Origin of the sequence: Tabrizicola sp. (assembly GCF_041911175.1) — a bacterium.
GTDB lineage: Bacteria > Pseudomonadota > Alphaproteobacteria > Rhodobacterales > Rhodobacteraceae > Tabrizicola.
In genome coordinates, this window is the sequence record NZ_JAYRPN010000144.1 from 1 (window position 1) to 11,721 (window position 11,721).

The 11,721-nt window shown below is 65.4% G+C and carries 10 protein-coding genes and 2 pseudogenes; 2 read left to right on the top strand and 10 right to left on the bottom strand.

The window, feature by feature from the left end:
• Nucleotides 1-140 precede the first annotated feature (140 nt).
• Together ACE3P6_RS19730 and ACE3P6_RS19735 are read right to left on the bottom strand one after the other, a co-directional pair.
• Nucleotides 141-877 (bottom strand): annotated as a pseudogene (locus ACE3P6_RS19730) (sulfatase-like hydrolase/transferase); the annotation flags it as partial.
• Nucleotides 878-917: 40 nt separating this feature from the next.
• The gene (locus ACE3P6_RS19735; RefSeq protein WP_374398138.1) at nt 918-2,405 is read right to left on the bottom strand and encodes an aldehyde dehydrogenase family protein; all 1,488 of its coding nucleotides are present in this window, start codon (nt 2,403-2,405) and stop codon (nt 918-920) included.
• Nucleotides 2,406-2,609: 204 nt separating this feature from the next.
• On the opposite strand from ACE3P6_RS19735, the gene ACE3P6_RS19740 reads away from it, so the two are divergent.
• Complete coding sequence (locus ACE3P6_RS19740; protein WP_374398139.1) at nt 2,610-3,329, top strand: ribonuclease activity regulator RraA; 720 nt, start codon at nt 2,610-2,612, stop codon at nt 3,327-3,329.
• Between the two features lie 854 nt (nt 3,330-4,183).
• On the opposite strand, the gene ACE3P6_RS19745 is transcribed toward ACE3P6_RS19740, so the two are convergent.
• The 7 genes from ACE3P6_RS19745 to ACE3P6_RS19775 all read right to left on the bottom strand — a co-directional run bounded on the left by ACE3P6_RS19745 (nt 4,184) and on the right by ACE3P6_RS19775 (nt 10,142).
• Nucleotides 4,184-5,167, bottom strand: coding sequence for an asparaginase (locus ACE3P6_RS19745; RefSeq protein WP_374398140.1), 984 nt, complete (start codon nt 5,165-5,167; stop codon nt 4,184-4,186).
• A gap of 25 nt (nt 5,168-5,192) precedes the next feature.
• Nucleotides 5,193-5,957 carry an amino acid ABC transporter ATP-binding protein gene (locus ACE3P6_RS19750; RefSeq protein ID WP_374398141.1) on the bottom strand — a complete coding sequence of 255 codons (765 nt, stop codon included), beginning with the start codon at nt 5,955-5,957 and terminating at the stop codon, nt 5,193-5,195.
• 80 nt (nt 5,958-6,037) lie between these two features.
• Nucleotides 6,038-7,027 carry an agmatinase gene (locus tag ACE3P6_RS19755; protein WP_374398142.1) on the bottom strand — a complete coding sequence of 330 codons (990 nt, stop codon included), beginning with the start codon at nt 7,025-7,027 and terminating at the stop codon, nt 6,038-6,040.
• Between the two features lie 16 nt (nt 7,028-7,043).
• Nucleotides 7,044-7,850 carry an amino acid ABC transporter ATP-binding protein gene (locus tag ACE3P6_RS19760; protein ID WP_374398143.1) on the bottom strand — a complete coding sequence of 269 codons (807 nt, stop codon included), beginning with the start codon at nt 7,848-7,850 and terminating at the stop codon, nt 7,044-7,046.
• The gene (locus ACE3P6_RS19765) at nt 7,847-8,569 is read right to left on the bottom strand and encodes an amino acid ABC transporter permease (RefSeq protein WP_374398144.1); all 723 of its coding nucleotides are present in this window, start codon (nt 8,567-8,569) and stop codon (nt 7,847-7,849) included. Before ACE3P6_RS19765 ends, ACE3P6_RS19760 begins: the two co-directional genes overlap by 4 nt.
• A gap of 4 nt (nt 8,570-8,573) precedes the next feature.
• Nucleotides 8,574-9,233, bottom strand: a complete 660-nt coding sequence (locus ACE3P6_RS19770) for an amino acid ABC transporter permease (protein WP_374398145.1) — start codon at nt 9,231-9,233, stop codon at nt 8,574-8,576.
• Between the two features lie 66 nt (nt 9,234-9,299).
• Nucleotides 9,300-10,142: a transporter substrate-binding domain-containing protein gene (locus ACE3P6_RS19775; RefSeq protein ID WP_374398146.1), complete on the bottom strand. Its 843-nt coding sequence runs from the start codon at nt 10,140-10,142 to the stop codon at nt 9,300-9,302.
• 277 nt (nt 10,143-10,419) lie between these two features.
• Between ACE3P6_RS19775 and ACE3P6_RS19780 the strand changes: the two genes are divergently transcribed.
• Complete coding sequence (locus ACE3P6_RS19780; RefSeq protein ID WP_374398147.1) at nt 10,420-11,406, top strand: LysR family transcriptional regulator; 987 nt, start codon at nt 10,420-10,422, stop codon at nt 11,404-11,406.
• A gap of 6 nt (nt 11,407-11,412) precedes the next feature.
• On the opposite strand, the pseudogene ACE3P6_RS19785 reads toward ACE3P6_RS19780, so the two are convergent.
• Nucleotides 11,413-11,721 (bottom strand): annotated as a pseudogene (locus ACE3P6_RS19785) (hypothetical protein); the annotation flags it as partial.

Genomic DNA, 11,721 nt, shown 5'->3' on the forward strand with positions numbered 1-11,721 from the left:
ACTCGCGCAATCGTATCCACCCGCTTCAACTCCCCCTCCGTCCGCTGCCTCGCAACGGACGGTCAGATGAACCATCAGGGGGGTCAATTTTGGATGCCGATCACCCCGCCAACGGGGTCAAAATTGCACGCCGAAACACACATGGCGGGCGGAACGTCCTGCGGGCCATACATCGCATGGTAGGGTGCAGGCACGATGTAGGGCCAGTGCGGCTTGATGTAGGAGAGATGCGCGCACCAGTTCTGCCCCCGCGCCTCCGCTTCCGCGATGAAGTCCATCGCCCGGCGGGTCTGTAGGGAGTTTCGGAGTGTTCGCCGGCGACCCGCGCCGGCTTGTCGGCATGGGAAAGAAGCCAGCCATTCAGCAGCGCACCCTTTTCGCCTTCGGCCGAGTTGGCCCAGTCCTGCCAGGGATTGTCCACCGCATACCCCTCGGCGCGAAGATAGCCGTCATAGGCCGGGTCGGGGTCATAGGACCCGTCGGGGTGCAGGCCGTCGTCCCGTTCCCACGGATCGAAGCCGCATTCCGCCGTCCGCTTTCCGATGATCGAGGCGGGGTCGATTCCCAGTCGCGCCATCCCCTCGCGGTCCGCCACCATATGCGTCTTACCGATCACCACTGGCCGCACACCAAGGCCGCGCAGATGGTCCCCCAGGGTCGGTTCGCCGACCCGCAGCGGCACGCCGTTCTGCATCGAGCCGTGCGAGCGCACATAGCGCCCGGTATAGGCAGACATCCGCGACGGCCCGCAGACCGGCGACTGCACATAGGCATTGGTGAACCGCACGCCTTGCGCGGCCAGCCGGTCGATGCTCGGGGTCTTCAGCGCCGGATACCCCGCACAGCCCAGATAGTCGAACCGAAGCTGGTCGCACATGATTCACAGGATGTTCCGGCGCCCGGTCATTGTGGCAAACCTAGCGCTCGCGGCGCGGTGTCAGCGGAAAGGTGGCGAAACGGGTCTCGGTATAGAATTCGCGGCTGTAGTTGCCGCCCTCCCGGCCCTGGCCGCTGGACTTCACCCCGCCGAGGGGCTGGCGCAGGTCGCGCGCAAAACCCGAATTCATCCAGATCATCCCGGTTTGCAGCCGTTGCGCGACGTAGTGGGCACGTTCGAACGACCCGGTCCAGACATATCCCGCCAGCCCATAGTCGCTATCATCGGCGATCTCCAGCGCATGATCGGCATCGCGGAAGGGCAGGATGACCGCGACGGGGCCAAAGATCTCTTCCCGGCAGACGCGTGTCGAGTTGGGAGCCTCGACCACCGCCGTCGGCTCGATGAAGAAGCCTTTCTCCATCCCTGGGGGACGGCCGCCGCCAAAGAGGATGCGCCCCTCACTGCGCGCAAGGTCGATGTAGCCCATCACCCGGTCATACTGCCCCTTCGATACCAATGGCCCCAGCATCGTTTCGGAGTCCAGCGGATTGCCGATCTTCCAGCGTCGCGATTCCGCCTCGAACCGCGTCAGGAAGTCGTCATAGATGCTTTTCTCGACCAGGATGCGTGAACCTGCGACGCAGGACTGGCCCGTGGTGCTGTAGATCGCAACCGCTGCTTCCGTCACCGCGCGGTCCAGCTCGGCGTCGGCAAAGATGATGGTCGCCGACTTGCCGCCCAGTTCGAACGAGGTGCGCTTGATCGACCCGGCCACTCGTGCCGAGATGTCGCGCGCCGTCGGGCGCGAGCCCGTGAACGACACCCCGGCCACGCGCGTGTCTGTCACCAGCGGCGGACCGACCTCGGACCCATAGCCGATGATGGTATTGTAGAGGCCGTCCGGCAGCCCGGCCTCCTGGAAGATTTCGCACAGGACATGGATCGACACGGGCGACAGTTCCGACGGCTTGTGCACGGCAGAATTGCCATAGGCCAGGCAAGGCGCCATCTTCCAGGTCGACAGCATGAAGGGGCCGTTCCATGGCGTGATCAGCGCAAAGACCCCGACCGGATCGGTCATCGTATAGGTCATCAGCCTATCTTCGTGGTTGAAGGCATGTTCGCCAGCCAGTTCCTGCTCCTCGGCGAAGAAGCGGAAGTTCTGGGCCGATCGGGCCACCCAGAAGTTGATCGCACCCGACCATTGCCCCACCGGATCGCCCATCTCCCGCGCTTGCAGATAGGCGATTTCGTCCGAACGTTTTTCAATCAGCACGGCCACGCGGAACAGCACCTGCCGCCGGAACGAGGGCCTGGCCCGCGACCACACCCCGCTGGCGAACGCGTCCGCCGCCGCTTTGGCCGCACGCGCCACGTCTGACGCATTGCCACGCTGGGCCTTGGCGATCACCTCCTCGGTCGTGGGGTCCACCACATCGAAGGTGGGGCCGCCTGCTGTCGTGTCGAACCGGCCGTTGATGAAGTGGCGGGATGACGGAATCGGGAACGCGGGAAATTCTGGCATCTTCACCTCTGCTGGATCGGTCCCCGCCGCACGCGCACCCCCGGGGCGGAATGCATCAGGAATAGCACAGTGTTTGTCGCGTGATCCGCCCATGTCTGTCGAACCAGAGCTGCTTTTCAACGCGGGGCGGGCAGTCGTATCCCGAGATATTGCCGGAGCTGTCCGGCGCCTCGTTCCAGCCGCCGCCCCTTTGCAGGAGCACACATGAACATCCGTCACAAGAGCAGCACGCCCCTGACCGCCACGGTGGCCGGGATGCTCGCCAAGGTCTCGACTGCCACCATTGCCAGCCAGTTGCAGATGCGCGGCTATCAGAACTGCTTTCTGAACGGGCTCAAGCCGCTTGATCCCGCGAAACGCCTTCTCGGCATCGCCCGGACCCTGCGCTATCTGCCCATGCGGCCCGACCTGCACGACCTGGCTGGCGACGTCCAGCGCGACACGGTTGAAAGGATCCAGCCCGGCGAAGTGCTGGTGATCGACGCCCGGGGCGAACCCGATGCTGGCACGATCGGCGACATCTACGCGCTGCGGGTCAAGATGCGGGGCGGTCAGGGGGTCATCACCGATGGCGCCCTGCGCGATACCCCCGCCATCCGCCGGATCGGCCTGCCAGTCTACCACCAGACATCGAACGCGGCGACCCTGTCGCGCCGCCATGTCTCGGTCGACTGTCAGGTTCCCGTCGCCTGCGGCGGTGCCACCGTCCTGCCCGGCGACGTGCTGGTGGGCGATGGCGAAGGCGTTGTCGTCATCCCCGCGCATATCATGGAAGAGATCGCCGAAGCCTCGCTGGCGATGGAGATCGAAGAAGAATTCGTGCTGGAACGGATTGCGGAGGGCGCATCGACGCTCGACTACTTCCCGCTTCAGGACGAAGCGAAACAGGAATATGCCGTCTGGCGCGCAGCGCGTGAGGACTGACCGCAGGGTTTCCACCCGGGCTTCCGGGGCTCAGCTGATGTAACTGCCCCCCGACGCACTTCAATGTGCTGAAATGCGCCGACAAGAATTCACAAAGGAGGGCGCTTACATCATCAAGGCCCCGGCACGATGAACAGAAGCTGGGCCACATTCAGGTTTCCGCAGAGTCTCGCGACGGAAGGCACAGCCGGAATCGCAGGGTCATCTGCTACGCTAACAGTATTTCTGTTCATCAAGTTCCACCGTTGCGGTCATACTGATGGTGGGTACGGCACTCGCCGAGCCCACCAGATCAAATCGCAGACTTTCGCCAGTCACGAGACTGCGGTTGACGGGCATTCTCACCATCATGTGCCTCGACCGTTGGCTGCCTGCGCCGTCAACGATAATTGAACCGCCGCCTGTCATCCGTCGCAGGATGGCAATGCCTCTCTGCGGGCGCATCGCATGAGCGTATCGCAAAGTATCTGCGCCCGACGCCGTCATCTTCGAGAGCGGCAACAGCCCGACCCATATCGCGCAATCCAACCACGATCTATGTCCGTTGGTCTGCAGGTCGCCTCTTTGGTCTGGGAGATGCCAGACACATTGCCTTTCCTGTTTTGAGGATGGGCGCGCTTCACGCATCCTTTGCCCGGGCCGCTGATCCCGCGACCGACGAGGTAACCCGAGACGGGGTCGTCCTGGCTTCGAGCGGAGGAGGCGGTGGACGTCCGGGTGGCATTGGAGCGCTTCGCGCCCCAGGAGTCGGCATCGGCAAAGCGGCTGACGGCTGGGGCGAGGCGCGGGCCGGTCTCGCGTTCGGTCGGTCCGTGGAGGAGCTGTCGAAGCCGGGCAGATTGCCTGAATCGCCGTCAGGCCGCGCCCGCCCCGCAGTCCTCACAAATCTGGTAGCGGGCGAACCCCTTGGTTAGATCCGCCCCTGCCGCCATCAGCAGGGCAAGAAGGATACGTGCCTTTCTGCCTTGCAGCCGCCCTGCCAGAACGGCACCCGCGTTCCGGAGGTCCAGCCCGCCCCCCTCGGCATAGATGGCGCGGGTTTCGCCTCTGAGACATCGCGTCGTGACGACGGTCGGCACGCCACGATCACGCGCCCGGGCCACCGCCGCCACGACCGCTGGTGTCGCGTTGCCGCAGCCGAACCCTTCAATGATGATCCCGGCCGCCCCGGCCGCGACCAGTCCGTCGATGAAACGCCCGCCCATGCCCATCGCCATCGGAACCAGCGCGACATCGGTGACGATCGCCGCCGCGTCGATCGCTTCGCGGCGGGGGACTTGTGCGGTCACCTGGACGCTGTCCGACCCGATGCGCGCGACCGACCCCCAGTGCGGCCCGTCGAAGGCGGCGCGCCCCTGCGCGTCGATCTTGGTCGCATCCTCGGCCGCGTAGGCGTGCCCGTCGAACACGATCACGGGGCCAAGGCCGCGCGCCTCGGGCGCGGCGACGTAAAGCAGGGCCGACGCGAGATTCGCTGGCCCGTCGGGCGCGGCGCTATCGGCCGCGAACTGCGCACCGGTGAAGGCGACGGGCTTGTCCGACCCGACAACGAGGCTGGCCAGGAACGCGCTTTCCTCCATCGTGTCGGTGCCGTGGGTAACGACGCAGCCCGAGACATCCGGATCGGCCAGAAGCGCCGCGATGCGCCGCGACAGCCGCAAAGCGAGCGGCAAGTCGATCAGGTTGCTGCCGAGGTTGCAGAACTCCTCGACCCGCAGCGCGACATCGGGCAGGCCGGCCATGCCGCGCAGCACGTCGGCGCCATCGGTGCTGAGCAGCCCGCCGTGTTCGCCACTGAAGCGCGAGGCGATGGTGCCACCGGTGGCGACAAGCGCCATGGCTGACGACATAGAGACCGCCCCCCTAGTGCAAGATCTGGCTGAGGAAGCGGCGCGTCCGTTCGTGCGCCGGCGCGTCGAAGAACCGCGCGGGCGGGGCCTCCTCGACGATCCGGCCCCGGTCCATGAAGACGACACGGTCGGCAACCTGCCGGGCAAAGCCCATTTCGTGGGTGACGATCAGCATGGTCATTCCTTCGTCCGCGAGCCTGCGCATGGTTTCCAGAACCTCGCTCACCATTTCGGGATCGAGGGCAGAGGTCGGCTCGTCGAACAGCATGATCCGCGGCTCCATGCACAGCGCCCTGGCAATCGCGGCGCGCTGCTGCTGGCCACCGGACAGTTGCGAAGGATACTTGTGCGCATGGGTCTCCATCCTAACGCGGCGCAGGTAGTGCATCGCGGCGGCCCGGGCCTCGTTCCGTGACTGGCCGCGCACGCTCACCGGCGCCAGCATGCAATTCTGCACCAGATCGAGATGCGGGAACAGGTTGAAATGCTGGAACACCATCCCGACCTCGGTGCGCACCTTCCGGGCGGCAGCTTCGCTCCGGCCGAGTTCGATCCCGTCCACCACGATCTGTCCGGCCTGATGCTGCTCGAGCTGGTTCAGGCAGCGGATCAGCGTCGACTTGCCCGAACCGGAAGGGCCGCAGATGATGATCCTTTCGCCCCGTGCGACCGAAAGGGTGACATCGGTCAGAACCTGGAATGCCCCGTACCACTTGCCAAGCGAGCGAACCGAGACGACCGCCTCAGCGGTATCGGGGTTCGGAGCGGGTGTGGACATTCGGGTCCTCCGGTACTGCGGTCGGGCGAGAGACTCGGGCCGGGCCGGCGCCGCGCAGGCTTCGCCGGGTCCGCCCCTGTTCATGCTGCCGCCGCGTTCTTGCGGCCGCAGATGCGTTCGTCGAAGTAACCCGCGCGGACGGCCGCGCCGATCAGGTTCACGAAGAAGCGCCCGGCGGCAATAGCGGTCAACTGGTTCACGTCCTTCGAGGGCGTGATCTCGACGATGTCCATCCCCACGACGCGCCCCTTGGCCACAAGCCCGTGCAGCAGTTCGCGCATCTGGCAGTAGGTGACGCCACCGAAGGCCGGCCCCGCGACGCCGGGCATGACCGAGGGGTCCACGCCATCGGCATCGACGGTCAGGTAATAGCGCCCGCCATCAGGGATACGGTCGAGGATCGCCCTCATGCCCTTCTCGTGCAACTCGTAGGCGGTGATGATGTTCGCGCCATAGGCCTGCGCCGCGGCATATTCCTCGGGGCGGGCGGTGCCCTGGGCACGGATGCCGATCTGGAAGATTTCCTTCACATGCGCCATCTCGGACGCCCGGCGGATCGGGCTCGACAGCCCGTCCTCGACCCCGTTGATCTGGTCGCGCCAGTCGATATGCGCGTCGATCTGGATCAGCGTGATCGGGCCCTGGTCGTCATAGGCCCGCAGCACCGGGATGGGGATGCCGTGGTCGCCGCCGATGATCAGGGGCAGCGCGCCGGCGGCGAGGATCTTGCGCACCGCGGCCTCGGCATTGCGGGAATGGGCCCTGGGGTCCGAGGGATGGCCCGTCACGTCGCCGCAATCCGCCGCGCGCACGTCGCGGCCGTCATAGAGCGTGCCGCCGATGTCGAAGTCGTGGCGGTCAAGCAGCCGGACGGCGCGGTCGGTCGCCTGCCGCACCGCCGTCGGCGCCCGGGACTGGTCGTTTGTCACCTCGGCCAGCGTGTAGGCCGACCCGTAGGGAATTCCGAGAAACGCGATGTCTGCGTCCAGCGTGTCCAGATCGGTGTGGACCGTGGAATAGAGCATGCTCATGTGGCCGTGCTTTGGCGCGGTGGTGAGGTCTCGGGTCATGGGCGGGTCTCCGGTGTCAACTGGTTGCGGCGGATGCGGCGGAGGGGGGTGCCACATAGTTGATCTGGGCGAGGAATTCCCTCAGCCTGGGATTGCTGGGTTCGGAAAGGACTTGCCGGGCTGGCCCCTGCTCGGCGAGATGGCCGCCATCGAGGAAGATGACGCGGTCTGCCACGTGACGGGCAAAGCCGATCTCGTGGGTGACAATCAGCATGGTCATGCCGCTGTCGGCCAGTTCGCGCAGGAACAGCAGCACGTCCTTGACGATTTCGGGGTCCAGCGCCGAGGTCGGCTCGTCGAAGAGCATCAGCTTCGGTTCCATGGCGAGCGCCCGGGCGATGGCGACACGCTGTTTCTGGCCGCCCGAAAGCGCCGACGGATAGGCCCCTGCCTTGTCGGCCAGGCCGAAACGGGCAAGCAGCACACGGGCGCGGGCCTCCGCCTCGGGTCGCGGGCAGCGCTGAACCTTGATGGGGCCGCGGGTGATGTTGTCCAGCACCGTCAGGTGCGGCCACAGATTGAACTGCTGGAAGACGAAGCCCATCCGCGGGCGAAGCCGGTCGATCCTGCTGCGGGGCTGCATCCTGGTCTTGCCGTCGGACCCGGGTTCGCGCCCGATGAAGGCGCCATCCACCTCGACCAGACCGCCGTCGGGAAAGGTGAGGTAGTTGATGCAGCGCAGAAGCGTGCTCTTGCCGCAGCCCGAAGGACCGATGATGCAGACCACCTCGCCCGCCGCAACCTCGAAGCTGATGTCTTTCAGTGTCGCCACGCTGCCGAAGGACTTCGACAGGTGCCTGACCCGCAGAAGGGGATGGCTCATTCGTACCTCCGCGTGCCGATCTGAAGATAGCGGTCGGCAAGGCTTTGCCTGGCCTGCTGGCCGCCCTGTGCCACACCGGCGGCGCGCTCGATCCGGTGCATCCCGAAGGCGAAGGCCGAGGTGATCAGCCAGTAGAGCGCGGCCGTGGTGATGAACACCTCGAACGGGGCAAAGGTCGCACCCTGGACGACGAGCCCCTGATAGGTGATCTCGGCCACGGTGATCGTCGAGAGCACCGAGGTTTCCTTGATCATGGAAATGGCGGTGTTGGTCGACGGCGGCAGGAAGATTTTCAGCGTCTGGGGCGCGACGATCTCGCGCATGCCCATGAAGTAGGACATGCCGATCGCACGCGCCGCCTCAAGCTGCCCCTTCGGAATCGCCAGCACTGCGCCGCGGATGACTTCGGAGAAATAGGTGCCGGCGTAGAAAGCCAGCGCCACGCAACCGACCGCAACCTCGGGCAGGCGCAGGCAGGCGAAGGGCAGGCCGTAGAAGAAGATATAGAGGACGACGATGAACGGGATGTTGCGGAACCACTCCACATAGGCGCTGGCCAGCATCCGCAGCCACCGGCGGTGCGAGAGCGCCATCAGCGCGACCGGGATGGCGATGACGAAGCCCGCGGCGACGGCAATCACGGAAACGACGAGGGTGACGACAAGGCCCGAGGCGAAGAGTTGCCAGTTATCGAGGATGATCGAGAAATCGAGCGTCATCGGCCTATCCCCTTCGTGCCGCAAAGCGCGCCTCGAGCCCGCGACCCACCTGGCTGATGGCAAGGTTGAGCGCGAACAGCACCACCGCCGCCGCCAGCAGTGCCTCCAGCGGCCGAAAGCTGGCGTTGGCAACCTGCTGGGCGGTGCGCAGCACCTCGACCACGGTGATGACCGACAGAAGCGCGGTGCCCTTCACGATGATCGTCAGTTCGTTCACCAGGGGCGGCAGCACACGGATATAGAGTTGCGGCAGGATCACCCGCCCCCAGATCGTCCGCGCACCGACGCCGAGCGCGATGGCCGCCTCGACCGGCCCCGGGTCCATGCTCGACAGCCCGCCGCGCATGATCTCGGTGATGAAGATCGCGCTGTTCAGCGCAATCGCCAGAACCCCCGCCTGCACCGGCGAAAGATCCAGCCCGAGCGCGGGAAGGCCATAGTAGAACAGGAAGATCTGCACGAGGATCGGCGTGCCGCGGATGAAGCTGATCAGCGCGCCGATCACACGGTTGAGCGGGCCGATTCCAAAGGTCCGCAGGATCGTCAGAACCGTGCCGCCGACCAGCGCCGACCCCATTGCCACGAACGCGATGGCAAGGTTCGTCATCGCTGCGGGAAGCAGCTTGGGAAAGGCATCGACGAAGGCCGAAAGCGAGAAGTCCACGCGCGTGCTCCTGTCTGGGGCGATGCTGGGACGCGACCCGGGACGGTGCCGGGCCGCGTGCCGAGGTCAGAGGGCGCCGTCGGGAAGATAACCCTCTTCGGGCAGATCGTAGGTCATGCCCAGCCATTTCTGCTGGATTTCGGCGAAACGTCCGCTCTTCTTCAGATCGAGGATGACTTTGTTGATCGCGTCGCGCAGATCCTGATCCTCGGGGCGGGCCACCCAGGCGTTCAGGCTCTGCTGATCGGTGGCGCGTCCGACCAGTTCGAAGACACCGGGACGCTCGTTCATCAGGTTCTGCAGGACAGGCAGGCCGGCCATCGCCGCATCCGCCGTTCCATTCGCGACCGCCAGGAACGAGTCGTTGAACGTCGGGAAGAGCTTCAGTTCCGAAAAACCCTCGCCCTTTGCCTTCAACTGCTCGTCCAGCGTCTTGGCCACCGGATCGACCGCCGAGGCGAGCTGCGTGGCCACGACCTTGCCGGCCAGATCGTCGATCGACGCGATGTCGGCATTGCCCGCCTTCTTGATCGCATAGGCGGTGCTGTCGGCGATGGGCAGCGTGTAGGCGTAGCGTGCCGCGCGTTCGGCGTTGATGCCGACGGACGTCGCGACAAAGTCGAATTTCCCCGCCAGAAGCCCCGGCAGAATGCCCTGGAAGGGCAGGTCGAGCTGTTCGACCTCGACGCCCCAGGCCTTGGCGATCTCGTCCAGAAGGTCGCGGCCGAACCCGACGATCTGGCCATCCTGGATGAACTCGAATGGCGGATAGGCGGCTTCGGTGCCGACGACCATCTTTCCGGTCGCCTTGATCCTTTCGAAGGTCGTTTCGGCCAGGGCGGGCGTCGTCGCGGCGACCACCACCGCGAATGCCGCTGACAGACCGACGAAAACTCGGCGCGTGATCATGTTTGGACTCCTCCCGTACCAGATGACCTTCGCGCTGATTACCGACATTGCCCGCAGCATCACAACAGAAATTCATTCTTCACACGGCGCAGGCCACCTTGCCACAAACCCCGCCGGGCCCAGTATCCCGGGCAGGGCTGTTTCCGCACATGATTGATATACATAAATTATAAGTCGACGAAAGCAATAAAGCGTGCGTTCCCAACACTCTGTCTGCACCGCAAGTAATCCGAAAATTCCTATTGATAATTCCATGAAATCATGATTCAGGGGGAACATGCCGACCGATATCTTTCCTAGTCCCGCGCGCCGCCCCGACGTCGACCTTCATTCGCTCGAGGTCTTCCTTCGTGTCCATGCCTCCGGCAGCATGACCACGGCGGCGGAAGAGACTGGCCTTACGCAGTCGGCGGTTTCGCGCCTCGTCCTGCGACTCGAAGCGGAGCTGGGCGCATCGCTGTTCGAGCGCAGTTCGCGTCCGCTGGCGCCGACGGCCGAAGGGCGCCGTCTGGCCCAGATCGCCGAACGGCTCCTGGCACAGGCGTCGTCGCTGCGGCAGGATCTGGCCGGCGCCGGCGTGGGACTGACCCAGTTGCGACTGGGGGTGATCGACTCGCTTTCGGATCCGCTGGTTCCGGACCTCATCAAGTCGCTGCGGCACTCCGTCCATGCCGTGTCGATCTTCAGCGGCTTCGTCGAGCCTCTCCGGCAGAAACTGATCAAGGGTGACCTCGACGCGGTCCTGTCGTCCGATCCCTTCGACGATCTCGACGGTTTCGACCGCCACGAGATCTTTTCGGAACGTTTCGTGGCGCTGCTGCCCAAGGACGCGCCGCCGTTCCCTGACGACGACGGGTTCCGGCGCTTCGCCACCACTTCGCCGATGATCCGTTCCGGCGCCGCGACCGGCATCGCCCGGCGCGTGGAACAGCAGTTTCGCCGGATCCGGCTTGAGGTGCCGCAGGCATTCGCCTGCGACACGATCGATTCGATGATCAGCTTCGTCGCCGCCGGCCTGGGCTGGACGATCCTGACGCCAAGCTGCGTGCGCAAGTGCATCGGCTACGCGCCGTTCCTGCAGGTTATCGAGCTTCCGGCACCGGGCTTTTCGCGCCGCGTCTTCCTCGTGACCCGCAGCGCCGACCTGAATGCCCTGAAACCGACGCTGGTCGATACCTGCCGGTCCATCGTGGCAACACGCTATATCTCCGCGCTCAGCGCCATCGCGCCCTGGCTCGGGCGAGCGATTGAGGTACCCGCCTGAACCGACCTATCGCGCCGGGGCGTCTGCGTCGACGCTCCATTCGACCGGCACTGTCAGCGTCTCGGGGCGCAGGACGGCGTCGAGCCGGTCCTTCGCCATCAGCCCGCGTTCCAGCACGATCTCGTAGACCCCCCGCCCCGTCCGGTGCGCCTCCATCGCCACCTCGGTGGCGGCGCGATAGCCGATATGGGGATTGAGCGCGGTGACGATGCCGATGGAATTCTCGACCGCCCTGCGCAACTGGTCGCGGTTGGCGGTGATGCCGCGGATGCAGTTCGCCTCCAGCGTCAGGCAGCCGGCGGCGAGATGGGCGAG